Source organism: Campylobacterota bacterium (assembly GCA_040752835.1).
GTDB lineage: Bacteria > Campylobacterota > Campylobacteria > Campylobacterales > Sulfurimonadaceae > Sulfuricurvum.
Window position 1 is genome coordinate 307,758 of sequence record JBFMGG010000007.1, and the last position, 25,537, is coordinate 333,294.

The 25,537-nt window shown below is 54.9% G+C and carries 25 protein-coding genes; 13 read left to right on the forward strand and 12 right to left on the reverse strand.

Features of this window, described 5'->3' with window-relative positions:
- Positions 1-2: 2 nt before the first annotated feature.
- The 9 genes from AB1763_07555 to AB1763_07595 all read left to right on the forward strand — a co-directional run bounded on the left by AB1763_07555 (position 3) and on the right by AB1763_07595 (position 9,760).
- Positions 3-806 (forward strand): TIGR02757 family protein, encoded by an 804-nt coding sequence (locus AB1763_07555; protein MEW5832674.1) that lies wholly within the window; start codon positions 3-5, stop codon positions 804-806.
- Between the two features lie 7 nt (positions 807-813).
- Complete coding sequence (locus AB1763_07560) at positions 814-2,220, forward strand: TrkA C-terminal domain-containing protein (protein MEW5832675.1); 1,407 nt, start codon at positions 814-816, stop codon at positions 2,218-2,220.
- A gap of 74 nt (positions 2,221-2,294) precedes the next feature.
- Entirely contained in the window at positions 2,295-3,350 is a 1,056-nt protein-coding gene (aroB, locus tag AB1763_07565) for a 3-dehydroquinate synthase (protein MEW5832676.1), read from the forward strand.
- Positions 3,347-4,963, forward strand: coding sequence for a mechanosensitive ion channel domain-containing protein (locus AB1763_07570; GenBank protein ID MEW5832677.1), 1,617 nt, complete (start codon positions 3,347-3,349; stop codon positions 4,961-4,963). The genes aroB and AB1763_07570 overlap by 4 nt, the downstream gene beginning before the upstream one ends.
- Positions 4,960-6,204, forward strand: a complete 1,245-nt coding sequence (mtaB, locus tag AB1763_07575; protein ID MEW5832678.1) for a tRNA (N(6)-L-threonylcarbamoyladenosine(37)-C(2))-methylthiotransferase MtaB — start codon at positions 4,960-4,962, stop codon at positions 6,202-6,204. Before AB1763_07570 ends, mtaB begins: the two co-directional genes overlap by 4 nt.
- Entirely contained in the window at positions 6,179-7,849 is a 1,671-nt protein-coding gene (locus AB1763_07580; protein ID MEW5832679.1) for an AAA family ATPase, read from the forward strand. The genes mtaB and AB1763_07580 overlap by 26 nt, the downstream gene beginning before the upstream one ends.
- Positions 7,836-8,351, forward strand: a complete 516-nt coding sequence (bioV, locus tag AB1763_07585; protein ID MEW5832680.1) for a pimelyl-ACP methyl ester esterase BioV — start codon at positions 7,836-7,838, stop codon at positions 8,349-8,351. Before AB1763_07580 ends, bioV begins: the two co-directional genes overlap by 14 nt.
- Complete coding sequence (gene mog / locus AB1763_07590) at positions 8,348-8,878, forward strand: molybdopterin adenylyltransferase (protein MEW5832681.1); 531 nt, start codon at positions 8,348-8,350, stop codon at positions 8,876-8,878. The genes bioV and mog overlap by 4 nt, the downstream gene beginning before the upstream one ends.
- A gap of 12 nt (positions 8,879-8,890) precedes the next feature.
- A complete protein-coding gene (locus AB1763_07595) occupies positions 8,891-9,760 on the forward strand; it encodes a TraB/GumN family protein (GenBank protein ID MEW5832682.1) in 870 nt (289 codons plus the stop codon).
- A gap of 28 nt (positions 9,761-9,788) precedes the next feature.
- Here the strand turns inward: AB1763_07595 and AB1763_07600 are convergent, their stop codons facing one another.
- The 4 genes from AB1763_07600 to AB1763_07615 form a co-directional block, all read right to left on the reverse strand.
- A complete protein-coding gene (locus AB1763_07600; protein MEW5832683.1) occupies positions 9,789-10,670 on the reverse strand; it encodes a CoB--CoM heterodisulfide reductase iron-sulfur subunit B family protein in 882 nt (293 codons plus the stop codon).
- A 10-nt stretch (positions 10,671-10,680) separates the two neighbouring features.
- The gene (locus AB1763_07605) at positions 10,681-11,658 is read right to left on the reverse strand and encodes a succinate dehydrogenase/fumarate reductase iron-sulfur subunit (protein MEW5832684.1); all 978 of its coding nucleotides are present in this window, start codon (positions 11,656-11,658) and stop codon (positions 10,681-10,683) included.
- 13 nt (positions 11,659-11,671) lie between these two features.
- Positions 11,672-13,384 carry an FAD-dependent oxidoreductase gene (locus AB1763_07610; protein ID MEW5832685.1) on the reverse strand — a complete coding sequence of 571 codons (1,713 nt, stop codon included), beginning with the start codon at positions 13,382-13,384 and terminating at the stop codon, positions 11,672-11,674.
- A 169-nt stretch (positions 13,385-13,553) separates the two neighbouring features.
- Positions 13,554-14,753, reverse strand: coding sequence for a hypothetical protein (locus tag AB1763_07615; GenBank protein ID MEW5832686.1), 1,200 nt, complete (start codon positions 14,751-14,753; stop codon positions 13,554-13,556).
- A 168-nt stretch (positions 14,754-14,921) separates the two neighbouring features.
- On the opposite strand from AB1763_07615, the gene AB1763_07620 reads away from it, so the two are divergent.
- Genes AB1763_07620 through AB1763_07630 form a run of 3 tightly spaced genes read left to right on the forward strand, consistent with a single transcriptional unit; the run spans position 14,922 to position 17,669 of the window.
- Positions 14,922-15,749, forward strand: coding sequence for a thiamine-phosphate kinase (locus tag AB1763_07620; protein ID MEW5832687.1), 828 nt, complete (start codon positions 14,922-14,924; stop codon positions 15,747-15,749).
- Positions 15,750-15,756: 7 nt separating this feature from the next.
- Entirely contained in the window at positions 15,757-16,848 is a 1,092-nt protein-coding gene (gene truD, locus AB1763_07625; GenBank protein ID MEW5832688.1) for a tRNA pseudouridine(13) synthase TruD, read from the forward strand.
- A gap of 2 nt (positions 16,849-16,850) precedes the next feature.
- Complete coding sequence (locus AB1763_07630; GenBank protein MEW5832689.1) at positions 16,851-17,669, forward strand: phosphatidylserine decarboxylase; 819 nt, start codon at positions 16,851-16,853, stop codon at positions 17,667-17,669.
- Here AB1763_07630 and AB1763_07635 read toward each other — a convergent pair.
- Genes AB1763_07635 through AB1763_07645 form a run of 3 tightly spaced genes read right to left on the reverse strand, consistent with a single transcriptional unit; the run spans position 17,659 to position 20,276 of the window.
- Entirely contained in the window at positions 17,659-18,261 is a 603-nt protein-coding gene (locus AB1763_07635; protein ID MEW5832690.1) for a hypothetical protein, read from the reverse strand. The two genes, AB1763_07630 and AB1763_07635, sit on opposite strands and share 11 nt — an antisense overlap.
- A 40-nt stretch (positions 18,262-18,301) precedes the next feature.
- A complete protein-coding gene (locus AB1763_07640; GenBank protein ID MEW5832691.1) occupies positions 18,302-19,798 on the reverse strand; it encodes a methyl-accepting chemotaxis protein in 1,497 nt (498 codons plus the stop codon).
- The gene (locus AB1763_07645) at positions 19,767-20,276 is read right to left on the reverse strand and encodes a PAS domain-containing protein (GenBank protein ID MEW5832692.1); all 510 of its coding nucleotides are present in this window, start codon (positions 20,274-20,276) and stop codon (positions 19,767-19,769) included. Before AB1763_07645 ends, AB1763_07640 begins: the two co-directional genes overlap by 32 nt.
- On the opposite strand from AB1763_07645, the gene AB1763_07650 reads away from it, so the two are divergent.
- Positions 20,266-20,388, forward strand: coding sequence for a hypothetical protein (locus AB1763_07650; protein ID MEW5832693.1), 123 nt, complete (start codon positions 20,266-20,268; stop codon positions 20,386-20,388). The two genes, AB1763_07645 and AB1763_07650, sit on opposite strands and share 11 nt — an antisense overlap.
- 146 nt (positions 20,389-20,534) lie before the next feature.
- Here the strand turns inward: AB1763_07650 and ychF are convergent, their stop codons facing one another.
- The 5 genes from ychF to AB1763_07675 form a co-directional block, all read right to left on the reverse strand.
- The gene (gene ychF / locus AB1763_07655; GenBank protein MEW5832694.1) at positions 20,535-21,635 is read right to left on the reverse strand and encodes a redox-regulated ATPase YchF; all 1,101 of its coding nucleotides are present in this window, start codon (positions 21,633-21,635) and stop codon (positions 20,535-20,537) included.
- A gap of 107 nt (positions 21,636-21,742) precedes the next feature.
- The gene (locus AB1763_07660; protein MEW5832695.1) at positions 21,743-23,173 is read right to left on the reverse strand and encodes a leucyl aminopeptidase; all 1,431 of its coding nucleotides are present in this window, start codon (positions 23,171-23,173) and stop codon (positions 21,743-21,745) included.
- Positions 23,154-23,747, reverse strand: coding sequence for a DedA family protein (locus AB1763_07665; GenBank protein ID MEW5832696.1), 594 nt, complete (start codon positions 23,745-23,747; stop codon positions 23,154-23,156). The genes AB1763_07660 and AB1763_07665 overlap by 20 nt, the downstream gene beginning before the upstream one ends.
- A gap of 9 nt (positions 23,748-23,756) precedes the next feature.
- A complete protein-coding gene (gene trpB / locus AB1763_07670; protein MEW5832697.1) occupies positions 23,757-24,956 on the reverse strand; it encodes a tryptophan synthase subunit beta in 1,200 nt (399 codons plus the stop codon).
- A complete protein-coding gene (locus AB1763_07675; GenBank protein MEW5832698.1) occupies positions 24,956-25,504 on the reverse strand; it encodes an adenine phosphoribosyltransferase in 549 nt (182 codons plus the stop codon). The genes trpB and AB1763_07675 overlap by 1 nt, the downstream gene beginning before the upstream one ends.
- Positions 25,505-25,537: the final 33 nt, after the last annotated feature.

The following is a 25,537-nucleotide window of genomic DNA, read 5'->3' on the forward strand; positions in this document are numbered from 1 at the left end:
CGATGGAGCGCAGAAAGCTCAAAGCGCTACTCGACGGCGAGGCGGCGGCGCGAAACTGCGAAAATGAACTGTGCGAATCGCGCCCCGACCCGCTGATGGTCGCGCGGCGTTTCCCCGACGAACACCATGCACTGACCTGTGCGTTGTTTGCGTACGGAAGCGCCAAAGCGATCGTCGCTTTTACCGCGTCGCTCGAACCGTCGTACATCGGCATGGAGGAGGAACGGCTGCGCGAACAACTTCGGGGGAAATATTACCGTTTTCAGAATAGCGAGGACATCGTGCAGTGGTTCGTAACGCTGGGGAGGCTTCGCGTCTGCGGAGGTGCGGAAGCGGTATTCATGCAAGGCTACGCAAAAGAGGGGGTCATCGGAGGGCTTTCGACGCTTATCGGGAAGCTCTATGACCTTAACCCCTACCGTTCGCAAGGGTATGAATTTTTGATCGGCAAACCGGTTTCGTCCCCCTCGAAAGCCTCGGCGATGAAACGGTGGATGATGTACCTGCGCTGGATGGTGCGCCGCGACGAACTGGATATGGGTCTGTGGAACGGGGTGAAGCGTTCGGAACTGATCATGCCGCTTGATACCCATACGTTCAACGTCTCCCGCAGTCTCGGGTTGTTGGAACGGGGAACGTGCGATTTGCGCGCGGCGCTCGAACTGACCGAAAATCTCCGCCTTTTCGACCCCGAGGACCCTCTCAGATACGATTTCGCCCTCTATCGCATCGGACAGGAGAAGATGCTCGCCGAAACGGGGAAGAGGGCAAATATGGTACAATCACGCCACCAAGTAAAAGGGTAATCATCGGATGAAGAGAATTCTGATCGTCAGCGACGGGGCAATAGGGCGCCATTTCATCGAACGGGTCATGGGCGCCTACACCAGCGAAAACGTCTATTACGTCGTTCAGACCTACGAGAACACGTTCGAAGGGTACAATCCCGAACGGTTCAAATTTTTCCGTTTCGATCCCACCAGCGCCTACAAGATCAACGCACTCCTCGATAACGATTTCTGGCAGGTTGTTTTGGCGATGGAAGAGCAAAGCGATCTGGAACAGACGATCAAAAATATCCGCACCTACAAACCTTCGCTGCGCATCATTGCCCTGGACCTGTGGCATGCAAAGAGTCCCGAAGACGACATCGAATGGGTCAATACCCAGGAACTCATCGCCGCCAACCTGATCGACTACCTCCCCAATATCCCGGTTCTGGCCAAAAATATCGGTCTGGGGTCCGGCGAGATCATGGAGGTGCTCGTCCCGTTCGGAAGTTCGTTCGTCTACCGCCACATCGGCTCGATCGAGCAGAAAAACTGGAAAATCGCCGCCATCTACCGTAACCGCCAGCTGATTCTTCCCGCCGACAACCGGATGATCCAGCCCAACGACACCCTCGTCCTCGTCGGGGATCCCGGGGTTCTGCGCTCGATTTACCGCGCGATCAAGCGGGAACTGGGACAGTTTCCCGCACCGTTCGGAAGCCGCCTGTACCTCTACATCGACATGAAAAGCGAACACAAAAGTTCGATCATGGCGCTGGTGCGCCGCAGCATTTTTATCCAGAAAAAACTTCGCCAGCCCCTCATTGTCAAAGTGATCAATCCCGGCGATATCGACACGCTGCGGATGATCAAGGCGTCGGCGGAAGGGAACGTGACGGTTGAAATCTGTTACGCGACCGGCAACGAGGAGGGGATGATCCTCGATGATATCAAAAAATATCATATCGGGCTCTTCCTCGTTTCGCACCGTGCGTTCGGACGCAAATCGATCCGTAAAAAACTTTATGCGGGGAACGTCCCGGTGCTCAAACTCGCCGAACGGTCGTTTTCCTCGGTGCGCGAAAGCGTCGTCGTCCTCAGCGAGGAGGGGTACATCGAGAATATCTCCACCACGATTTTCGACGTTTCGTCGCAGTTTGGATTCAATCTCGAACTGATCGATTATACTCACGAGGAAGAGGGGCGAAAAGGGGAAGTGATCGAGCATTTCAACAACCTCTCGGCCATTTTCTCCAAGTCGATCCAGGTCGTAGAGCAGGAAGAAAATCCCATCCAAACGCTGCGTGATAGGGAGAATTTCCTTCACATTCTTCCGTTTACCGAGAAGATGTTCATCAACCCGCTGCGCGCTTGTTTTTCTACCGATCCCGAGGTACTCTACCGCAAACTCGGACGTTATCACCAGCTCTTTATTCCGACGCAGATCTAGAAACTCACCCGTTTTTAAGGGTGTTTCGAGTAAACTAGAGGTTATTTACCCCTATTTTTGTGACAGGCCTGTGCATGACGATCAATATCAACCTTAAACGCGTTGTCGACGACTCGTATCCCATCCATATCGGGGAATTGCCGGAGATCGCGTACGACGGAAAAGTCGCGGTTCTCACCAACCCCAAAGTGGCGGGGCTGCATCTGCAGCGCCTTCTCTCCCGTCTCAAAGCCAAAGAAGTCTACGTCATCACGATTCCAGACGGCGAACACTACAAAAATCTCCAGACCGTCGAATCGATTCTGGACCGGATGTTCGATCACCGTCTCAACCGCAAGTCGCTTCTCGTCGCCTTCGGCGGCGGCGTCATCGGCGATATGGGCGGGTTTGCCGCCAGCCTCTACAACCGAGGCATCGATTTCGTCCAGGTCCCTACGACGCTCCTGAGCCAGGTTGATGCGAGTGTCGGCGGAAAAACGGGGGTGAACAACCGTTTCGGCAAAAATCTGATCGGGGCGTTCCATCAGCCCAAGGCGGTTTACATCGACCCCGCTTTCCTCTCCACCCTTCCCCCGCGCGAGTTTGGGGCGGGCGTCGCCGAGATCGTCAAAATGGCGGTCACCTTCAACGCGCCGTTTTTCGAATGGCTCGAAACCAATGACCTGCGCGAGGGCGATAACCTGGTACACGCGCTGCAAAAAGCGGTTGAAACCAAAGCCGGCGTCGTCGAAGCGGATGAAAAAGAGCAGGGGTTGCGTGCCGCCCTCAACTACGGCCACACGTTCGGGCACGTCATCGAAAACGAAACGAAATACGAAACCTATCTGCACGGCGAGACGGTGGCAATCGGGATGGTTATGGCCAACGATCTGGCGTGCGAGACTGGGCTGATGCAGCCTGCGCAGGCGGAACGGGTCAAAGCGGTCCTGGAACGCTACGGACTGCCGCTGTCGTATCCGATCGCCGACGTCGAAAAGTTTTACGGCGCGTTTTTCCTCGACAAAAAAAGCGCCGACAGCTCGATCACTTTCATCCTCCCCAAAGGGATCGGCGGGGTTGAAATCACCGATGCGATCGATGCGCCGACAGTCAAGAAAACCTTGGCCAAATTTGCGGGGAACCGATCGTGAAACGTTTGGCCCCTCTGGCCTTTGCGGCCCTGATGATCGGCATGTCGGCCTTCGCCGCCTCCGACAAAAACGACACTCCGCCTTCGGTGGAGATCTCCAAAGAGGTACAGGTACAGCAGGCCCGCGACGAAGTGGCCAAAATCCAAAAAGAGCTCTCCAAGGCGAGCAGCGTCTGGATCAAAAGCTACAACTCCTACATGGCCTATCAGGAAGCGCGTAAAAACCTCCGCCAAATCAAATGGCGGATCGAAGAGCTTCAAAACCGCCGCCAGACGGTCGAACGCAAACTCGAGATCGAGGCGCTGCAGGCCAAAGAGAAAATCCTCACCGATCAGGTCGAACTTCTCAAAGCGCAGGGGACCAGCCCGTTCGTCTCGCTGCTCAAGCCCGACGAGGCGGGGGAACAACCGACGATCACCAACCCTTTCGAGATCGTGACGGGACTCTCCTACATCAAACGCCTCAACAGCCAGTACAAAGATTATCTGCTGCGCGAAGAGGAACTTCAGGAACTGATTTCCCTGCTCGAGCGGCAGGTGGGGCTCTACAAAGACCTCATGCGGCTTGATCCCAAAGGGGATTACGAAGTGGAACTCGAAGCGACGATGCTGCAGGTTGAGAAATTCAAACTTGCCCTTGAAACGCTCATTTCCACCGCCGAAGTCTACGAAAAACGGATCGAATCGACCGAAGCCAAAATCAACGAAGAGATCAAAGAACAGATCAGTAAACTGCTCAACATCGTTTTGATCGTCGTGGTGCTGTTTGTGGTGTCGTTTCTGGTCAAACGGATCCTCAAGCGTTACATCGTCGACAACGAACGCCTCTATATGGCGAACAAAATTCTCACGTTCATCAACGTCACCCTGGTCGTGCTGATCCTGATGTTCAGCTACATCGACAACGTCGGCTATCTGGCGACGGTTCTGGGATTCGCGTCGGCAGGTCTTGCGATTGCGATGCGTGACTGGTTCATGAGCCTTTTGGGATGGCTGGTGATTGTGGTCGGCGGGGCAATCCACGTCGGCGACCGGATCCGCGTCGTCAAAGACGGGGTTGAATACGTCGGGGATGTGCTGGACGTATCGCTGCAGCGGATTACGATCATGGAGGACGTCACCCTTACCACGGTAGAGGTGAACCGCCGTGCCGGCCGGATCGTGTTCATCCCGAACAACTACATTTTCACGACGCTGATTTCGAACTATTCGCACGGGTCGCTCAAAACGGTATGGGACGGGATCGATATCGTCATCACGTTCGATTCGAATCATAAAAAAGCGGCTCACATCGTCAAAGAGATCACCCGCAAGTATTCGAAAGGCTACACCGACATCACCCGCAAACAGATCAACAAGCTGCGCGATCGCTACAGCCTCAAGAATAGCAACGTCGAGCCCCGTATTTTTACCCTGACCGCCCCTTACGGGATCCGTATCAGCGGCTGGTATCTCACCAACGCCTACGCAACGCTGACGTTGCGCTCGACGATTACGGCCGACGTGATCGATGCGTTCAATGCCGAGCCCGACATCACGATCGCCTATCCGACCCAGACGTTCTACACCGGGCCGATTCCGCCCAAAGCCCCCATGCCGGAGAGCGAGGCGTGAAGCCGAAAGTCTTTTTCAAAACCTTCGGGTGCCGCACCAACCTCTTCGATTCGCAGGTGATGATGGGCGCCCTTCGGGATTACGATATTACCGAAAATGAAGTCGAAGCCGACATCGTCATCGTCAACTCCTGCACGGTCACCAACGGGGCCGACGTCAGCGTGCGCGGCTACATCAACCAGATGGACAAACAGGGCAAGAAGCTTTTTCTGACCGGATGCGGCGCCCATACGAAAGGGGAAAGCCTTTTCGGTGCCGGCAAAGTGCACGGCGTCTTCGGACAGTCGGAAAAGACCAAGATCAATTCACTCCTCTCCGAGCAGAGCCGTTTTTACGAAATCGGCGATCTGAACTACGTCGACGATGCGATCGTCGAGGAGTTCGTCGGGAAATCGCGGGCTTTTATCAAGATCCAGGAAGGGTGCAACTTCCGCTGCAGCTACTGTATCATCCCTTATGTGCGCGGAGACGCGCGGAGTCTGGATGAAGCGCGCATTCTCGAACAGGTTTCCCGTCTGGCGGCCAACGGATTCGGGGAATTCATCCTCACGGGAACGAACGTCGGCAGCTACGGTCAGGGAGAGGGGCGCAATATCGCCGAACTGATGAAGAAGATGGCGCTGATCCGGGGAGTGCGCCGTATCCGCGTGGGATCGCTCGAACCGATCCAGATCAACGAATCGTTTCGCGAGATCCTGGACGAACCGTGGCTTGAACGCCATCTCCATATCGCGATTCAGCACGCTTCCGACGAGATGTTGCGCCTGATGAACCGCCGTAACCGCAGCCGCAGTGACATCGAACTCTTCTCGATGCTACGCGAAAAGGGATTCGCGCTGGGGACCGATTTCATCGTCGGGCATCCGGGAGAGAGCGATGCGCTTTGGGAAGAGGCGATGGAGAATCTTCGTCTTTTGGGACTGACCCACGTCCACCCTTTTACCTATTCCAAACGTGACGGAACCCCGAGCGCGGCGATGAAACCCGAGGTCAACGGAGCCGTCGCGGCGGCCAGGATGGCGGAGCTGAACGCTCTCGTCGCCCAAAATAACCGTGCGTTTCGCCAACGGGTTTCTGCCCCGCTCGAAGTGCTCGTCGAGAGTGGTGAAAACGGCATTTATACGGGGTATGACCAGTTTTTTAATAAAACACTGATCGAATCGGCCGAAGATATCTCCGGCGACTGGATCACGTTAGAACATTACGAGGTGCACGATGAACATAACCTGGCCCGCGTTTAACCGTAACCAGCTGATCCTCCTCGTTTCGGGGGGAATCATTCTGCTGTTGCTGCTCTATGCGCTGCTGCGCGACGGTGCCGACACGGTCACGCTGGACGAAGCAAGCCGCCTGATCGAAACCGAACAGATCGAAAAAGCTTATACTGACGAGGGATACACCTATCTTTCGACCAAGGAAGACGGCGTGGTACGTATCCCCTCGTCGCAGCTTCCTGCGGAATTGACCGCCCATCTGGTCATCGAACCCAAAGGGGGAAGCGGATGGGGATGGTTTTTCCTCTTCTTTGCGCTGATCGGGGGAGCCGGATACTGGGCATGGAAGAACCGGCTCGGTTTCGAAGAAGACGAGATCGCGGTCCAGACGTCGGGGCACGCCCCCGCTGCGGCCGAAACGCCCGAAAGTGCTCCCGCGACGATCCAGCCGGTCAAATCGACGGTCCGTTTCAGCGATATCGGCGGGATCGGCGACGTCAAAGAAGAGCTCGAAGAGATCATCGATTTTCTCCGTAACCCCAAACGGTATTACAGTTTCGGGGCGCGGATGCCGCGCGGCGTCTTGCTCGTAGGGCCTCCGGGGGTCGGAAAAACGATGATCGCCAAAGCGGTTGCCGCCGAGGCGGATGTGCCGTTTTTCTACCAAAGCGGGGCGTCGTTCGTCCAGATTTACGTCGGGATGGGAGCCAAGCGGGTGAGTGAACTTTTCAGCGCCGCCAAGAAAAATGCCCCCGCGATCATTTTCATCGACGAAATCGACGCCGTCGGCAAAAAGCGGGGCGGAGAACGTAACGACGAACGCGAAGGGACGCTGAACCAGCTCCTGACGGAAATGGACGGGTTCGAAGATACCAGCGGCATCGTCGTCATCGCCGCGACCAACAACATCGACGTCATGGATGCGGCGTTGCTCCGTGCGGGGCGTTTCGACCGCCGAATTTTCGTCGAACTTCCCACCGCCGGCGAGCGCGAAGCGATTCTGGGCAAATACCTTCGCAACATTCCGCACGATCTTTCGGTAGCCGAAGTGGCGCGGATGACGGTCGGCTTCAACGGCGCCTCTTTGGCGGCGCTGGCGAACGAAGCGGCACTGTTGTGTCTGCGCCAAAAAGAGATCCAGGTTCGGATGGAACATTTTCTGGCCGTGAAAGACAAGGTGATGTTCGGGAAAAAGAAAGTGGCGATGCTCAGCGACGAACAGCGACGCTATCACGCCCGTTACCAGGCGGGTAAAGTGTTCGCCGCAACGTGGTTCGATCTGCCGTACGAGAAAATCAGCCTCAGCAACGACACGATTACCCCTCCGACCGCCGAACCGCTCCTCAAACACGAAATCGAAGCGCACGTGCGGGTCCACCTGGCGGGGATCGCGGCCTCGAACCTCCGGTTCGGGGAACACGCCAGCAACGCGTCGCACGACGTCAAAGCCGCCGAAGAACTGGTGCACGCGATGGTTTACGAGTACGGCATGGGCGGCTCAATCCTCCCCGGAGCCGAAGACGAATCCAAGCTTATGGAGCGGCTCTATCAGGAAATTTCGGCCCTTTTGGAACGTAACGAAAAAATCGTTGCCAAATTCGAATCGATCCTCGAAGAGTACGAACAGATTTCCAAAGCGCTGGCCAAGGCGGCAATGAATGAGATTCTTTAGCGGATTCTCCCTCTGCGACGATCGTCGTTTTTTCGAATCCTACGACAGGGGTGGTGAATATACCCTCGGTGGGTTCAGTTACGGTGCCATCAAAGCGGCCCGGTACGCCGCCCAAACGGGTGAACGGATCGATACCCTCCAGCTCTTTTCCCCTGCTTTTTTCCAGACCCGCAAAGAGTCGTTCAAGCGGCTTCAGATGGCGGGGTATCTCAAAGACCCGCAAAGCTATCTGGAAAAATTCCGTGCGAGCTGTTTCGAACCCTGTCCCGTACAAAGCGTCGGGGAGGGAGAACACAGCGCCGAAGCGCTCGAAGAGCTGCTCTATTTCGTCTGGGACGCCGAACTGATGGAGGCGATCCGTGCCAAAGGGACCCGCATCGAGGTCTACCTGGGACTTGAAGACCGGATTATCGACGTGGAGGGCGCCCGCGAGTTTTTCCTTCCCTATGCGACGGTAACGTCGATCCGGGGAGCCAACCATTTTTTGCAGGAGTGTTTATGAATACGATTAAAATCGGCGTGATTACCGCATCTGACCGTGCGAGTGCGGGAATCTACGAGGATATTTCCGGGGTTGCGATCCAGGAAACGATGAGGGATTATCTCAAAAGCCCCCACGAGATCGTCTACCGATGCATCCCCGACGATCAGAAGACGATCGAGGAGACGATGATCGAACTGTGTGACACGCAAGGGTGCTGCCTTGTCGTGACGACCGGCGGGACGGGTCCAGCACGGCGCGACGTCACCCCCGAAGCGACGGAGAACGTTTGCGAAAAAATGATGCCGGGATTCGGCGAACTGATGCGTCAGGTGAGCCTCAAATACGTGCCGACGGCGATTCTCTCGCGTCAGACCGCCGGGATACGGGGACGTAGCCTCATTATCAACCTTCCCGGAAAGCCCAAATCGATCCGTGAATGCCTCGACGCCGTTTTTCCCGCCGTTCCGTACTGTATCGATCTGATCGAGGGGCCGTACCTGGAGTGCAACGAGGACGTGATCAAAGCGTTTCGTCCCAAATCCTAGGGGACCGGAACGATGAAGGCTCTGATCGCATTCGTTTCCTTCCTCTTTCTTTTTTCTCTCTCCCTTTACGGCGCGTCAAGCGTATGGAAAGCGACGAAGGGGGGGCAAACCCTCTATGTCGGAGGGACCATCCATATTCTCCGTTCGGGCGATTTTCCTCTTCCCCCGGAATTCGACCGTGCTTTCGCACGAAGTGATGCGGTGGTTTTTGAAACCGACCTCCAATCAACCCTCAGTGCCCCGTTTGCCACCGAAATGGCGCGCCATATGTTGCTGCCGGATCGTGAGAACCTTGCGGGAGTCCTTAAGCCTTCGACCTATGCGGCAATGCAGGAATACCTCTCATCGCAGGGGGAAGATATCCGCCGCTACGAGCGTCTTCGCCCCTGGGCTGCGGCAACGATGATGGCCCAAAAACGGCTGGCACAAGAAGGGATCGATGAAAGCGGTGTAGACGCCTATTACGCCCGGCGTGCGCTGGCCGAACGCAAAGAGACCCGTTTTCTCGAAACCCCCGCCGAACAGCTTGCGCTGATCGTTCGGATGGGAGAGGGGGAAGAAGATGAGCTGATTCTTCAGACGATTCACGAAATGCGGAGCCTCTCGGAGAGCGTGGAGTGGCTGGTCTGCGAATGGCGCGAAGGAAAAACGAAACGGATCGAGGGCGAACTCGTCGACGCGATGAAAGCCCAATCGCCGAACATGTACCGCGAGATACTCGAAAAGCGCAATCGTGCATGGCTTCCCAGGCTCACGGAATGGTCCAAAGAGGGGAAAACCCTGTTCATTCTCGTCGGAACGATGCATCTTCTGGGCGACGACGGATTGCTGAGGGGACTGGAAAAAGAGGGGTATTCGATCACTCCGCTGGCGGAGGAGTAAGGGGGCCGGAGAATCCCGGCCGGAAGGTTTAGACGAAATCGACTTTGGTAACGTGGTGGTTCAGACCCAGTTCGGCAGGGGTGCACCCGAGCGCGAGACCGACCATCTGTTGCATATGAAGAACCGGAAGGGAGACGTCGCGGCCGATTGCGACAGAGGCGTGGTGTGTCTGGGTGTCGAGTTTGAGATGACACAAAGGACACGGTGTTACCATCCAGTCGGCATTCGCATCCATCGCTCCGGCAACTGCATTGCCGGTGAGTACCGCAGCCGTACGCGGAGCCTGCAGTTCGGCATGGAAGCCGCAGCATTTGTTTTTCTCTTCGTAATCGACGTTCAGGCCGCCGCACGCGATGATCAGATCATCGAGCGATGTCGGGCGGTAGGGATTCTCCGGGCTTTTATGAGTTTCGTTCTGAAGCTCGGAAGGGCGGATGTTGTGACATCCGTAAAATGGCGCGATATTGAATTGGCTGAGCGGTTTGACCACCATCTCTTTGATTTTGTCAAGACCGAAATCATCGATAATCGCGTACAGAAAATGGGTGATTTGCGAAGTCCCTTTGTACTCCAGTCCCACTTCGGCGAGTTTGGCGTTTACTTTTGCTTTCAGTTCTGCATTGTGATCGAGACGGTGTTTGGTCATCGCGGTATTGAGCTGGCACGTATTGCAGATGGTAACCATCGTCAGACCGTGTTTTTCGGCATAGGCGATGTTGCGCGCATTGAGTACGAGTGAAAGGAAATCGTCATAATCCTGGAGGTGCGAAGCGCCGCAGCAGGAAGCTTCGGTGAGCTCGACAAGCTCGATCCCCAGTTTCTCCGCGACCGCCAGCGTCGACATCATCTGCTCCGGCGTACTCTCTTTTGCAGTACAGCCGGTAAAAAGCGCGTATTTTAATTTTTCCATTGTGTACTCCCTAAAACTTTACTGTTGATGAACTTTTGACAAGTTTTTTGATCTCGTCGAGTTTATCGGCTTTGGGCATATTCCAGGGCAATACGATTTTGCCTTTGGCAAACATTTTAAGCGCTACCGGAACATGTTTGAGGACGCCGATGTTCCCTTCGGAATAACGGACAAGCTCTCCCTCGTCCAGCAGACCGTGTTTTTCGATCGAGTGGGCGAATCCGACCGCGTGACGGGTTGCAACGTTATTTTTCGCGATGTTCGCTTCGAACACCATGTTGTGCAACTTGGTAATCTTTTCGATCGGGTTGACCTCTTTGGGGCACACCTGGGCGCATTCCATACATTTCACACAGTCCCAGACCCCCTGGGCTTCTTCGTTGACGATGTGCAGGCGCTCGACCGACGCGTCGTCGCGGACGTCCGCCGCGAAACGATACGCTGCGGCAAACGCCGCAGGCCCGATGTAGAGTTCGTTAATCTCGACCGAAGGGCACGAATAATGGCACGCGCCGCACTGGATGCAGTAGTCGGCTTCGAGAAGTTTCTCCGCATCGTGGGGACTGACGAGGTTTTCGGTGACCGGATGCTCATCGATGGGTGCTTCGAGGTAAGGTTTGATCTGGGCGTGTTTGTCCCAGAAGTCTTTTTTGTCCACGACGAGGTCTTTGAACGCCCGCTTCGTGCTGAGCGGCTCGATGACGAGTTCGTTGCCGAACACGTCGATCATGTCGAACAGACGGGTTTTACAGGCCAGGACCGCTTTGCCGCTGACTTTGATCGCACAGACGCCGCAGATACCGTGGCGGCAGCTTCGGCGGTACGAGAGGGAACCGTCGTGTTCCCATTTGATACGGTTGAGGATGTCGAGCACGACCTCTTCGTGGGTAACGTCGAGGGTGTAGGTGTTGTAATAGGGGAGGTAATCGGTCTCCTCGTTGAAACGGAAAACCTTGAACGTCACCTGTTGCGTTTTAAGTGTATCCATAATGTCGCTCTCCTTAGTACGATCGTGCTTTGACTTCATGGCGGCCGAGAGTGACATCCATATAATCAAGGGTGATATTGCCTTCCGCATCCATGCACGCCATGGTGTGTTTCAGGAATTTTTCGTCGTCGCGGGCAGGGAAATCCTCACGGTAATGGGCACCGCGGCTCTCTTGGCGGGCCAGGGCGCTTTCGACGATGAACAGCGAGTAATCGAGCATGTGGCCCAGTTCGATCGCTTCTTGCAAGTCGGTATTGAAGATTTTCGATTTGTCCGCGATGCGGATGTTTTGATAACGTTTGCGGAGATCTTTGAGGATCTCGACCTGGCGGCTGAGCGTTTGTGCGGTACGGAAAACGCCCGCGTTGTCAGTCATCGATTGCTGCAGTTCTTCGCGCAGCGCCGCTACCGATTCCTGACCGTTGTTGGTGAGGGCCCATTCGATTTCGCCGACCATACGCTGCGCATCGGCTTCGGTCGCGGGAAGAAGTTTGATCGAATCGACTTCCTCTACCATCGTTTTGCCGACGAAACGTCCGAAGAGAAGCGCTTCGAGAACCGAGTTGGCACCCAGGCGGTTCGCACCGTGGACGCTTGAGCACGAGCACTCGCCCGCCGCATAGAACCCTTCGACGAATTCGGTGTTGTTTTTGCGGACGTGTCCGTCTTTATCGACGGGGATACCTCCCATCGAATAGTGGGCGGTGGCTGAAATCAGGATCGGCTCTTTAATCATGTCAAGGCCGAGGAAAGTGATCGCCAGATCCCGCAGTTCTGGGAGGCGCTCCATGATTTTTTCTTTTCCCAGATGGGTGAGGTCGATGTAAACGGCGTCTTTGCGCGGTCCCACACCGCGTCCTTCACGAATCTCCTGGATGATGGCGCGCGCGACGACGTCGCGCGAAGCGAGTTCCATTGCGTTGGGGGCATATTTCTCCATGAAACGCTCACCCAGCGAGTTGAGAAGTTTTCCTCCCTCGCCGCGGGCCGCTTCGGAGATAAGGACGCCGTTGCCCGAAAGCCCCGATGGATGGAATTGGACGAACTCCATGTCTTCGAGGGGAAGGCCGTGGCGTGCGACGAGCGAGAGGCCGTCGCCGGTATTGGCGTGGGCGTTCGAGTTGATTTTGAATGCGCGGGCATATCCGCCGGTTGCGAACATAACCGCTTTGGCGTTAAAAATGGCTTTTTCGGAGTTTCGGATATTGTAGGCGGCGACACCGTACGCTTTACCGTCGCGGTAAAGGAGATCGGCAACGTACCACTCGTCCCAGAATTCGACCCCCTCGCGGTATGCCTGTTCGTAAATGGTCTGAAGCAGGGTAAGGCCGGTACGGTCTTTGGCAAAACAGGCACGCGGCGACGATTGTCCGCCGAAAGGGCGCTGCGCGATGGTACCGTCTTCGTTACGACTGAACGCCGCACCCATACGCTCCGCCCAGCGGATCGTTTCGGGGGCTTTTTCACACATAAACTGGACGACGTCCTGGTCGGCGAGGTAGTCGGAACCTTTGACCGTGTCAAACTCGTGGAGTTCGACGCTGTCCTGGTCGCTGAATGCTGCATTGATCCCCCCCTGAGCGGCGCCGGAGTGGCTCCGCAGAGGATGGAGTTTGGTAATGACGGCCACTTTTTTGCCGTTCTTTTGCAACTCGCGTGCCGCGGCACATCCGGCCAGACCGGCTCCGACGACTACCGCATCATAAGTATAAATGGGAATACTCATACGCCTTCCTTCGTTCATAAAATCTGTGGAGATTATAGCGCGCCGCTCCTTGGGCAAGATTAAAAAGGGGGGCGAAGCCCTCCGGAGGCGGAAAGAGGCAAAAAATGTTTATTTAAGTAACATAATGAAGAATAATAGGAGTGTGTATGAGTGAAAAGGTTACATTTTTTTAAAACGAGCCGGAAGATTCGCGCAGTTGGGCGACGCGATTTCCGCCGTTTTCTTTGGCTTTCGCGATTAATTTTATGGCATCGTTGATCGACTCGTCGAGGGGTTTGATCGGCGTTTTGAGCATAAAACCGGCACTGACCGTAATCCGGATCGCCCCTTTGGAGGTGAGAAAACTCGATTCCTGCACCGCCTTGACGATATGTTCGCATTCGTCCAGAGCCGCTTTTTTGGTTGAACGGGACATGACGAACACGAGGCGGTCATCATCGGTATGGGCGACGACGTCGAGGGGCTGTTCGTAAAGCGAAACCATTTCACCGAGTTTGCGGTAAATCGATTTGAGGTCCTCTTTCGTATATTCGGAGACCAGGACGGGGTACTGGTCGATTTCGAAAACACTGAGGAAAATCGAATTCCCCGCTTTCCCCGCCCGCTTGGCATTAAAAGCGTTGAAAAGGCCGCGGTCGTTGTGAAGGCCGCTGCTGGGATGGGTCAGGCAGGGGGCCGGTGCCGCCGAGGGTTGCTGAACGTTACGGCGCGCGAGCTGTTTGACGATAAAATCGAGTTCATGCGTTTTGGGTTCGTGGCGGCTTCCGTCGACGTCGACCGCGCATGCGTGGTGGATATCGTCGTAGACAAGATTGAGCCGTTTACGATAGACCAAAAATGCCGCCAGCCCGAGCAGTACGACAAGCGCGGCGCTGACGTTGGCCGCGGCGATCGCTTTGTGGGTCACCCCGATCTGGTAGTCGAGCATCCGATCGATATCGGCAAGATAGGCGCTGCGGACTTCCATAAGAGCGGCACGGTGCGTTTCGCGGAGGCTTTCTTTGGCGTTCGACCATGTCAGGACGCTCTCCTGGAACCGTTTTGACGAGGCTTCGAGCGAACGGAGGATCGCGTCGTGCTCTTCGGGTGAAGCGAACAAAGAATCGAGCAGGGTGGCTTCACCTGAAAGTTTGACTGAAAGTGCGAGTTCGGCGACGGCGGTATTCAAAAGGATCGCCGCCATGCTGGGATCGTGCAGCTCCGTGGTGAGCACTTTTTCGATCAGGAGATGCTGATTCCGGAGTGCGTCGAGGCGTCCGCCGTACTGGGAAATGTGAAAGAGCTGTACGGCGAGGATGCTTACCCCGATCCCGAGCGCCAGCAGCGCGTTCTGAAGACCGGAAAAAACCTTACGTATCGAGATCAACATAATCGGTTCCTTTTTGTTTTATAATAATAAGAAATAATTAGAACAAAAACTTAAGGGTTATTCTAACATAATCCGTGACGCTTTTGCCGCTTAACGGTTCCGTAAACTCTTTTCGACTATAATCGCTTCCATAAAAACGTAACAGTGTGACAAAGGCGGCGACGAGCGGTGAACGCGGAATACTATTTTATCGATACGTTTCGCTCCTCCCGAAGCCCCATCGGTGACGACGGTGCGCTCATCGGGAAGCAGGTTTTCAGCAAAGACCTTTTTTTTGAAAACGTCCATTTCCGCCGCCGCTGGCTCACTCCCTACCAGATCGGCTACAAAGCGATGGTCGTGAACATTTCGGATGCAATAGCGATGAATGCCGTTCCCCGCTACGCGCTGCTGGGGGTCGCGATGCCAAAGTCGATGAGCCTGCACGCGATGGATGAACTTTCCGCGGGGCTGCGGGATGCGGCCCGTGCGTACGGGATCGAAATCGTCGGCGGAGATACGATCGGCAACGTCAAACTCGATCTGTCCGTCACGATCGTCTCCGAAACCGCGGGCAAACCCCTGGTGCGGACGGGGCTCAAAACGGGGGACCTGATCGCTTACACCGGACGGCTTGGGGATTCGGCGAAACAGCTGCGTTACCTGATGGCGGGGGGAAAGGTGCATCGTTCGTCGCGTTTCGTCGCGCCGAAGCTGCGATCGGAATTCGTCCGCAGGGCAAGCCGGTATCTGCGGTGCGGGATGGATATTTCCGACGGCCTTTTCAGCGATCTGGGGAAACTGTCCGAGGCCAACGCGAAAGGGATCGCATTTGCGCGAAAAATTGCCAAACGGGTCGGATGCAGCGGCGAAGAGTACGAAATGCTCGTCGCCTTTTCACCCCGCGAAGCTAAAACAATCCGCCGCATAGCGGCCAGGACCCGCACCCCGATGACGATCATCGGGCGCGCAAAGAGGGGCGCATTCGTCAACCGCTGCAAAGCGCACCATTTTTAGGAGTTTCATGGAACGTCAGTATTATCTCCCTCACAGCGTGATCGAATTTCATTTCCGCCAGTCGCCGCGCGATTTCGTCGTCGACGAGATTCCCCTCTACCCGTTTAGCGGGGAAGGGGAACACCTCGTCCTTCACGTCCGCAAAAAAAACCTCTCGACCTGGCAGATGGTGGATGTTTTCAGCAACCGCCTGGGAATCAAGGGGCGTGACATCGGCTATGCCGGGCTAAAGGACAAAAACGCGCAGACCAAACAGTACATTTCCCTCCCCCGAAAATACGAACCGATGCTGGAGAATTTCGAACACGAAGGGATCAAAATCCTCTCCAAAACCTATCATAACAACAAAATCCGCGTCGGCCATCTCAAGGGGAACCGTTTTTTCATCCGGCTCAAAAAAGTGACTCCCGTCGCCGCGGCCAAAATTACCGAAGCGCTCAAAGCGATCAAACAATACGGAATGCCGAATTATTTCGGATTCCAGCGTTTCGGTCTGGACGGCGAGAATTACAAAAAGGGGAAAGCGATCCTGGAAGGGAGCCTGCGGGAGCGGAACAAAAAACTCGCCCAGTTTTACGTCAACGCCTACCAAAGCTATCTCTTCAACGGCTGGTTGAGCCGACGGATCGAAATCTCCAAGCTCGTTGAGGGCTTCGGGATCGACGAACTCCCGGCCATTCTCTCGCTTCCCAAAGAGGAATGTGCGGCGATGAAATCCCAGAAACACCCTTTTAAGCTGATTCACGGCGACGTAATGATGCACTATCCTTACGGACGGATATTTCACTACGTCGAAGAGGGTGAACCCGAACGGTTCAATGCACGGGATATTTCGGTGAGCGGGCTTTTAAGCGGCAAACGGGCTACCCGTGCCGAGGGACATGCGGGCGCAATCGAAAAAGAGTACGACCGGATCGAAAGCGGCATCGACGGTGCCCGGCGCTACGGATGGATTTTTCCCGAAGAGGTCGAGGGGGAATACAAAGAACAAGAAGCGTGGTACGAGTTGCATTTCACCCTTCCAAAAGGGTGCTACGCCACGGTGCTGATCGAAGAGATCGCCAAGCGCCCCATACAAACCGACGAAGAGCAGGAGTAAACGTGAAACGACACTACACATCGGCATTGTCGCAGGCTTTTGGAAAGCTTGCGTCCAAAGAACACTCATCCAAAGTCCAGAAAATCATCAATACCGCCTATGTCCGTATGATGGGGCTGGACATGAGTGAATTCGACGCTCCGCAAAGCTATCCGACGCTCAACGCCCTTTTTACCCGCCGGTTCAAGCGGATGCGTCCTTTTTCGGCCGATCCGGGGGATATGATCAGCCCGTGTGACTCGCTGATTACCGAATGCGGGACGATTCACAACGACCTCGCGCTTCAGATCAAGGGGATGAGCTATTCGGTCGACGACGTACTGGGCGGCTTTATTTCCGACGAAGCGAAAGAAGCGGTGCATGATGGGTTATTTGTCAATTTTTACCTCTCTCCACGCGATTATCACCGTTATCACGCCCCTCTGGACATGCAGGTGCTCAGTGCCGTCCATATCCCCGGGAAACTCTATCCCGTGAACATCCCTTCGCTCAAAAAACAGGTCGATCTCTTCGTCGAAAACGAACGGGTCGTGCTGGAATGTCTGAGTTCGGCGGGGAAACGGTTTTTCCTGATTCTTGTCGGGGCACTCAACGTCGGCAAGATGGAAGTGTCGTTTGAACCGCGTATCCAGACCAATACCGTCTTAGAGCCGAGCCGCTACGGGTATGAGAACCTTTACCTGAAAAAAGGGGAGGATTTCGGATGTTTCCAGATGGGTTCCACTATCGTCATGTTGTGTGAAAAAGAGATGCTCGAGCTGAAAGTCAGTGCGTCCGAAAACGTCCGTTTCGCGCAGACGATCGCCCGCGTCATTTCCTGAAGAGGATATTGAGGCGGATCTGCAGGTGGCCGTCTTCCTGGAAAATATCGATGGAACTGTCGATAGGGGGGTGAAGCTTGCCGAGCACCCCCTGTAATGAATGAAAAACGTGCATGAACTTGGGGTACATCGGCGAAGAGATATGGTCGATGTGGCCGTTTTTGACAATCTGTGCGATCGACGTGATGCCGCTGTAGTAGACCGTTTTGTTGAGCGATCGCGAGATGCGGTAGCTTCGGAGCATCTCGATGTTTTTGAGCAGCACGTCGCGTTCTTCCTCGCACAACAGCTTGTTTGAACGGGCCCGCTCGAGCTCTTCGTCGATTTCGTCGTTGACGATCTGCCGGCGCCGGAGTACCTCTTCTTCGAGCAAAGGGTTTTTGGCCTGTATGATGGAGAGGATCAGATCGTTATCCAAAGGGCGCCCCGAGGTCATGTAGACGTAGCGCTTGTCTTCTTCGTATTCGTGGTCAAGGGCGCGTATGAGCTCGGCGACGATGCTGAGATAGACGAATTTGTCTTCTTTATTGAGATCGAAATTGATCCCGTGGGACGAGATTAGGGGCTTTGGCCCCGTATACTGAAGGCGCATGAAGCGGTTCCTGTCTATGATTTTTTGTACAATAATGCGATTATTGTACCTTATCCATGCTTGAAACGGAAGAATCCGCTAGCGATAGGTTGACGGAACGGTTTCCTTCCGCAACCATTGCTTCGAGGAGCCGGAACAATTCAGTACTGTTTTTTTCCATTTCGCCCATTTGCTGCAAAATGTGTGCTTTGTTCGTTGTTTCCACGCATGTTTTTGACGGTATGCATTCGGCTACTTTCAAAATCAGGTCGTGCAAAGCGATATGATGTTTTTCGATGGCTTTAAAAGCTTCCGTGCGGCTGAGATTGGTGTGGTCGGAGAGGCCGTAATACCATTTGCCGAGGCGGCAGTCACGGTGGGATACCAGGTCTTGTGTTATCTCTTCGCGCTCGTGAATGATCGCACTGTAAGCAGTGTGTTTGAAAATGATATGATCCACTTTGATCAATGACGTGTAGAGCGAATCACTGATGAAGCTGGCCATATCGGCCGATTGGTTGGTTTTGGCGATAAAATCGCCCAGCAGCATCTCGAACTGATGGACGTCGGATTGGGATTCGTTGGCGATATCGGCTATCGTTTCGGAGTCGGTTTCGATAATTTCGGTCTCCTGCTGGAGTGCGGAAAGCATCACCGAAATTTCCTGGGTCGCTTTTTGCGTCCGCTCGGCAAGTTTGCGCACTTCGTCGGCGACGACGGCGAATCCCCGTCCGTGTTCGCCGGCACGTGCCGCTTCGATGGCCGCGTTCAGCGCCAGGAGGTTGGTCTGGTCGGCAATGTCTTTGATGAGGTTGGCGATGGAATTGATCTCTTTCATCCGGGTACCCAGCGATACGATGGCGTCGTTGGAATGGGTAATCAGCTCGATCAGCCGTTGTAGACTATCGACGATATTGTGGATGGTGGATTGACTCTCTACGACTTCCGTAGCGGTTGCGGAGATGCTCTCTTTAATGTTGATGGCATAGCGGCTGTTTTTTTGAATATCGTTTTGGATGGTTGAGAGAACCTGCGCGATTCCGCCGCTGATGCGGTCGAATTCATCCGCCAGTTCGGAACGTTTCCCGCCGATGTAGGTGGCGGCGTTGGTCTTGATCGCGTCATTGAGCGCGCCGCTGAGGGATTCGAAATCCCCTTTGTATCCCGAACTGAACACGATACGGTCGGAAATCCCCACAGAAGCGCTGTCTAATGAGGAACGGATGTCCCGCATCAGCTGTTCGATCTGATCGAGAAGATCGTTGGTTCCCCACGCTATTTTTGCCAAAGGGCTGTTTTGCGGAATGTTCGTGATCCGTTCGGAAAGGATCCCCCGGCCCGCTTTTTCGAGTACATCGTTCAGACGGTTCAGGATTGTTTCCCCATCGACGGGGGATAAGGGACGGTTGCCCGCAAATGTACCAGCCGCAAGGGCCAGGATGCTCAATGAAGCGGCTGCATAGTTCAACGTCGCCAGAAGGTAAATCGCCAGCAGAAGCAATATGGCGCCAAAAAAAGCCGATTGCTTAGTGCTGAAGAAAGAGGATAAAGCGGTCATAGTCCATTCCTTGGTCGTTCAATAAAGTGTTGAGGAGTTTTTTGGAAGCCTCCTGACCCCCGTTGCGTTCCGCATGCAGCAGTTTTTGGTAAAGATCGGGGATAACGTCCATCGCTTTTTGGCTTGGCTTCCGGCGGACCGAATGATAATCCCTCACTTCTCCGTGCGCATCGGTTGTGGCCGTGACATTCGCAAATACCCAATAATAAGAGCCGTCTTTGCAGAGATTTTTGACGTAGGCAAAAATTTCCTGACGGTTTTTGATACGTTCCCACAAAAGCTGAAAAACCACCGCCGGCATATCGGGATGGCGGAGAATGGAATGGGGCGCGCCGATCAGTTCATGTTCAGCGTGGCCGGACATATCGATGAAAATCCGGTTTCCGTAGATGATATTACCGCGCGTATCGGTTTTCGAGACGATAAAATCGGTTGGTTTCAGGTGCTTTTGCACGGAGGAGGGGGCTATGGCTGACAAAAACTCTCCTTTTGCTTTGCGTGTGATTGCAAAAATATTATTGATTGTGTATTACTATTATATTACAATGAAGAATAGCATTATTTTTCTTATAAATGAGATAAAAAAATGATAATCAAGGGTAAATATAACGGTATATGTTATAACGCAATACAAATTTGTTCGGAATTATAGACAGATTAACAATGATAATCAAGGATTCGGAAACGGATCGGGCTAAGAGGAGGAAACACCGGGAGAGGAAATACCCGGCGGCGTTTAAACGTTGAAACGGAAGTGCATGACGTCACCGTCTTGCACGATATACTCTTTCCCCTCCAAGCGCATTTTTCCCGCTTCTTTTGCTTTGGCTTCGCCTCCGCAGGTGATGAAGTCCTCATAACCGATCACCTCGGCGCGGATAAACCCTTTTTCGAAGTCGTTGTGGATGACGGCGGCCGCTTTGGGGGCGGTGGTATTTTTGCGGATCGTCCAGGCGCGTACCTCTTTGACCCCAGCGGTGAAGTAGCTCATCAGCCCCAGTTTGTCGAACCCTTTGCGGATGATCTGCTCGAGACCCGATTCCTCGACGCCCATGTCGCGCAGAAACTCGTTACGTTCATCGTCTTCCATCCCGACAAGTTCCTCTTCGATTTTGGCACAGAGTTTGATCACTTCGCACCCGTTTTTCGCGGCGTGTTCGCGGAGGCGTACGACGTAGTCGTTGTCCTCGCTCAGGCCGTCTTCGTCGACATTGGCGCCGTACATGATCTCTTTGGCGCTGAGCATGCGTACTTCGGAGTTGAGTTTTTCGAACATTTCGCTGTCGGCTTTGGGGAAGTTGCGGGCGAGGTTTCCTTCGGCAAGGAACTCGGCGAGTTCTTCGGCAAACTCCACCATCGCGGCGGCTTCTTTATCGTTTTTGGCCTGTTTTTTGAGCCGTTCGATCCGGTTGGTGAGGACCTCGATGTCGGCGAAGATCAGTTCGTTTTCGATGATTTCAACGTCCTGCAGCGGATCGATGCGCCCTTCGGTATGGACGATGTTCTCATCGTCGAAACAGCGGACGATCTGCAGAATCACTTCGGTTTCGCGGATGTTGGAGAGGAACTTGTTCCCCAGCCCCTCACCTTTGCTCGCCCCTTTGACGAGTCCGGCGATGTCGACGAAATCGAGGGTGGAGTGCTGGATCCGTTCGGGATTGACGATTTTGGCCAGTTCGTCCAGACGGACATCGGGAACGGGGACGGTCGCTTTGTTCGGCTCGATTGTACAGAACGGATAGTTCGCCGCTTCGGCGTTCTGCGCTTTGGTCAGCGCGTTGAAAGTAGTCGATTTTCCGACGTTGGGGAGTCCTACGAGTCCGATGCTAAGTCCCATGAATGTTTCCTTGGATAGTAAAATAGGGGTGTTTCAGTGATGCAATTATAAACCATAGTTGTTGAGTGGGGACTGAGAGGAAGAGGTGCCCCGCGAACGGGGGAAAATCAGCAGTTTTTGAGAATCCACTCCAGCGTCATTCGCACTCCCGCACCCGTTCCGCCGTAGGTATGGACGTCCCATGCGCTTTCGGTATACGCCGAGCCGGCAATGTCGAAGTGGACCCATTTGTCTTTCATATCCTCATCGATGAAGTTGTCGAGGAAGAGGGCTGCCGTGATCGCTCCGCCGTAAGGTTTGGAGGAGACGTTGCACACGTCGGCGATGTCGCTTTTGATCAGTTTTTTGAGGTGGCGGTTGAAAGGGAGGACGCCGCAGTATTCACCGGCTTCCGCGCCGGCTGCGACGAAGCCCTGTTTCAGCGCTTCATTGTGTCCCATCACTCCGGTCGTATAGGGGCCGAGCGCGACCATGCACGCCCCCGTGAGGGTCGCGTAATCGAAGAGGTAGTCGGCTTTGACGTTCGCCTGTGCGTACCCCAGTACGTCAGCGAGGACCAGACGCCCTTCGGCGTCGGTGTTGCGCACTTCGATCGTTTTGCCGTTTTTGGCGCGCAGGACGTCGTCGGGTTTGTAAGCGTTTCCGCCGATCATGTTTTCGACCGCGCCGATGAAGCCGTGCACTTCGATGTCGAGACGGAGTTCACTGATCGCTTTGATCATCCCCATGACGGCACAGGCTCCGGCTTTGTCCATTTTCATCGTCACCATCGACGTCGCCGCTTTGAGGCTCAGACCGCCGCTGTCGTAAGTGAGCCCTTTGCCCACGAGGGTGATCGTTTTTTTCGGGTTTTTGGGTTTGTAGGCGAGGTGGATCAGCCGTGGAGGGTTGACCGATGCGCGGCCGACGCTGAGCATCGCGAACATTTTTTCGTCTTCGAGGCCGTTTGGATCGAGGATCGTGCATTCAAGACCGTGGCTTTTTGCCAGCATTTCGGCGGCTACCGCCATGGCTTGGGGGGTCATGTCGTAAGGGGTCTGGTTGACCAGGTCGCGGACGAAATTCGTCGCCTCGGCGATGATGAGGGTTTCGCGCAGAATTTTTTCGAGTGCATCGGCATCGAGGACCGAACCGTCGCCGTTTTCGTTGGAGAAAACGATTTCGGAGAGTGCGGAGGGTTTGGGATCGGATTTGTACGCATCGAAACGGTAGCTTCCCAGGACGGCCCCTTCGATCAGGGCCGAAAACGCTTCTTTGCCGTATTGGGCGAGTTTGAGCGAAGCGTAGTTGTATCCCATGGCCGCTTTAACCGCCGCCGCCATCGCCGAACGGAGCGTTTCGGAAGAGGTGTCGGCAATGCCGTACACCATCAACCCGCGTTCGTGCAGGGTACAGATTTGGTCGGTTTCGGCTTTGAACCCCGCCTGCTCCAGGAGGGGGCGTTGCGGATGGTTTTCAAGCTGCGGCTGCGTCAGGAATTCCAGGCACAGGCCGGCGTCGATCAGGTCGAGGGGTTGACTAGCGAGTCTGACGGTCATGGCGTTTCTCCAGAAGTTTTTTTTCGAGTCGGTTAAGGTAATAGAGAATACCTCCGGCGATGCTGAGCAGCATCGGCAGCGCGATATACCAGTGCTGTTTCATCCAGTGCAGCAGGTTCAGCAGCTCTTCGCCATAGTAGTAGGCGGGGATAATCGTGAGCGCTGCCCACATCCAGGCGCTGATGAGATTGATAAAAGCGAATTTGCGTGACGAGTATTTGGTCAGGCCGATTGACATCGGGATCACGGTGCGCAATCCGTAAAGATAGCGCTGGACGAAAATGATCGGCCAGCCGTATTTTTTGAGCAGCAGGTGGGCGATGGCGAATTTGCGGCGCTGCGAGCGCAGCTTTTCATGGATATACCCTTTGTTGAAACGGCCGATGTAAAAATAGATCTGGTCTCCGACGAAGCCGCCGACTCCCGCGACGAAAATGGCCATCGGGAGCCACATGTCTCCCGTATGGGACATGATACCGCCCATGATGAGTCCCATTTCCCCTTCGAGGATGCTCCATAAAAAGAGGATGACGTATCCGTATTCTTTGAGAAGATCGAGTAACAGTGCTTCCATCAATCCTCTTTACGCATCGAAATTCAGTAGGGATTTGGCCTGGATCATGTCTTTGTCGCCCCGGCCGGAGAGGTTGACGATGATCAGTTTGTTCCGGATGTCGGGCATCTTTTTGAGATAGGCGACGGCGTGGGCGGTTTCAAACGCGGGGATGATCCCCTCGGCGCGGCTGAGCCATACGAATGCTTCGAGCGCTTCGGCATCGGTGACATGATCGTAGGTGACGGTGCCGTTGTCTTTGTGAAACGCGTGTTCGGGCCCGATTCCCGGATAATCCAGACCCGCCGAGATCGAGTGGGCTTCGAGGATCTGGCCGTCTTCGTCTTGGAGGAGATAGCTCATCTGGCCGTGGAGGACGCCGGGGCGACCTTTTTCGAGCGAGCACCCGTGTTTATCGGTCTCGATCCCCAGCCCTCCGGCTTCGATGCCGATACACTGCACCTCCTGGTCTTCGAGGAAATGCTGGAACGTGCCGATGGCGTTCGAACCGCCGCCGATGCAGGCGATGACGTGGTCGGGAAGACGCCCCTCTTTTTCGAGAATCTGCGCACGCGCTTCCCAGCCGATGATCGCCTGAAAATCACGTACCATCATCGGATAGGGGTGCGGCCCCGCGACCGTTCCGATAATGTAGAACGTATCGCGCGCATGGGTGACCCAGTGGCGGATCGCGTCGTTCATGGCGTCTTTGAGGGTTTTGCTCCCGCTCTCGACCGCGTGGACTTTGGCTCCGAGGAGTTTCATCCGGAACACGTTGAGCTCCTGGCGCGCGACGTCTTTGGCTCCCATGAAGATTTCGCACTCCAGCCCCAGCAGTGCCGCGATCGTTGCCGTAGCAACCCCGTGCTGACCCGCGCCCGTTTCGGCGATCACTTTCTTCTTGCCCAGGCGTTTGGCCATCAGTCCCTGCGCGATAACGTTGTTGACCTTGTGGGCGCCTGTATGGTTGAGATCTTCGCGTTTGAGGTAGATTTTGGCTCCCAGCTCTTCGGAGAGGTTGGCGGCGTAATAAAGCGGGCTTGGCCGCCCGACGTAATCTTTGAGGTAGCCGTCCACTTCGCTCCAGAAGGTTTTATCGAAGCGGATCTGGCGGTACGCCTCTTCGAGTTCCAGCAAAACCGGCATCAGCGTTTCGGGGACGTAACGTCCTCCAAAGATGCCGAAATGGCCTTCTACGGGGTCGAATTTGGAAGGTGAGGGGATATACATCAATCAACTCCGATAACGGTATAGACTTCGACCAGTTCACCCAGGCGGGCCTGGCCACCGAGGAAATCAAGCCCCATGATGAAACACGCCTCGACACAGTCGGCTCCCACTTTGTTGATCAGGCTGGCGGCCGCGTACGCCGTCCCGCCGGTCGCGATCAAATCGTCGATGAGAAGTACTTTGGGGTTATCGACCCCCGCAAAGGCGTCGATGTGGATTTCCACCTCGTCCACGCCGTATTCGAGGGAGTATTTTTCCGAAACGGTCGTGTAGGGGAGCTTCCCTTTTTTACGGATGGGGACGAAACCGACACCGAGCATCTGCGCGAGTGCGGCGCCGAAGATGAACCCGCGCGCGTCGATCCCCGCGACGTGGCTGAGGTTGTAAGCGCCGTAGCGTTCGCTCAGGTGGCGCATCAGCAGGGCAAAAGCATCTTTGTTCGCCAGCAGGGTCGTGATGTCTTTGAAAACGATTCCGGGTTTGGGAAAATCGGGGATGTCGCGGATCGATGCCATCAAAAAAGCTCTTTCCTGTGTCGTCAGTGTCATAGCGGTTCCTTTTGTAAAAATGGTTCGGTCGTT

Bases quoted from the DNA above. Each gene is read 5' to 3' on its own strand.
- AB1763_07555 (MEW5832674.1), top strand. From the start codon at position 3: ATGGAGCGCAGAAAGCTCAAAGCGCTACTCGACGGCGAGGCGGCGGCG.
- AB1763_07560 (MEW5832675.1), top strand. From the start codon at position 814: ATGAAGAGAATTCTGATCGTCAGCGACGGGGCAATAGGGCGCCATTTC.
- aroB (MEW5832676.1), top strand. From the start codon at position 2,295: ATGACGATCAATATCAACCTTAAACGCGTTGTCGACGACTCGTATCCC.
- AB1763_07580 (MEW5832679.1), top strand. From the start codon at position 6,179: ATGAACATAACCTGGCCCGCGTTTAACCGTAACCAGCTGATCCTCCTC.
- bioV (MEW5832680.1), top strand. From the start codon at position 7,836: ATGAGATTCTTTAGCGGATTCTCCCTCTGCGACGATCGTCGTTTTTTC.
- mog (MEW5832681.1), top strand. From the start codon at position 8,348: ATGAATACGATTAAAATCGGCGTGATTACCGCATCTGACCGTGCGAGT.
- AB1763_07595 (MEW5832682.1), top strand. From the start codon at position 8,891: ATGAAGGCTCTGATCGCATTCGTTTCCTTCCTCTTTCTTTTTTCTCTC.
- AB1763_07600 (MEW5832683.1), bottom strand. From the start codon at position 10,670: ATGGAAAAATTAAAATACGCGCTTTTTACCGGCTGTACTGCAAAAGAG.
- AB1763_07605 (MEW5832684.1), bottom strand. From the start codon at position 11,658: ATGGATACACTTAAAACGCAACAGGTGACGTTCAAGGTTTTCCGTTTC.
- AB1763_07610 (MEW5832685.1), bottom strand. From the start codon at position 13,384: ATGAGTATTCCCATTTATACTTATGATGCGGTAGTCGTCGGAGCCGGT.
- AB1763_07615 (MEW5832686.1), bottom strand. From the start codon at position 14,753: ATGTTGATCTCGATACGTAAGGTTTTTTCCGGTCTTCAGAACGCGCTG.
- truD (MEW5832688.1), top strand. From the start codon at position 15,757: ATGGAACGTCAGTATTATCTCCCTCACAGCGTGATCGAATTTCATTTC.
- AB1763_07635 (MEW5832690.1), bottom strand. From the start codon at position 18,261: ATGCGCCTTCAGTATACGGGGCCAAAGCCCCTAATCTCGTCCCACGGG.
- AB1763_07640 (MEW5832691.1), bottom strand. From the start codon at position 19,798: ATGACCGCTTTATCCTCTTTCTTCAGCACTAAGCAATCGGCTTTTTTT.
- AB1763_07650 (MEW5832693.1), top strand. From the start codon at position 20,266: ATGGCTGACAAAAACTCTCCTTTTGCTTTGCGTGTGATTGCAAAAATA.
- ychF (MEW5832694.1), bottom strand. From the start codon at position 21,635: ATGGGACTTAGCATCGGACTCGTAGGACTCCCCAACGTCGGAAAATCG.
- AB1763_07660 (MEW5832695.1), bottom strand. From the start codon at position 23,173: ATGACCGTCAGACTCGCTAGTCAACCCCTCGACCTGATCGACGCCGGC.
- AB1763_07665 (MEW5832696.1), bottom strand. From the start codon at position 23,747: ATGGAAGCACTGTTACTCGATCTTCTCAAAGAATACGGATACGTCATC.
- trpB (MEW5832697.1), bottom strand. From the start codon at position 24,956: ATGTATATCCCCTCACCTTCCAAATTCGACCCCGTAGAAGGCCATTTC.
- AB1763_07675 (MEW5832698.1), bottom strand. From the start codon at position 25,504: ATGACACTGACGACACAGGAAAGAGCTTTTTTGATGGCATCGATCCGC.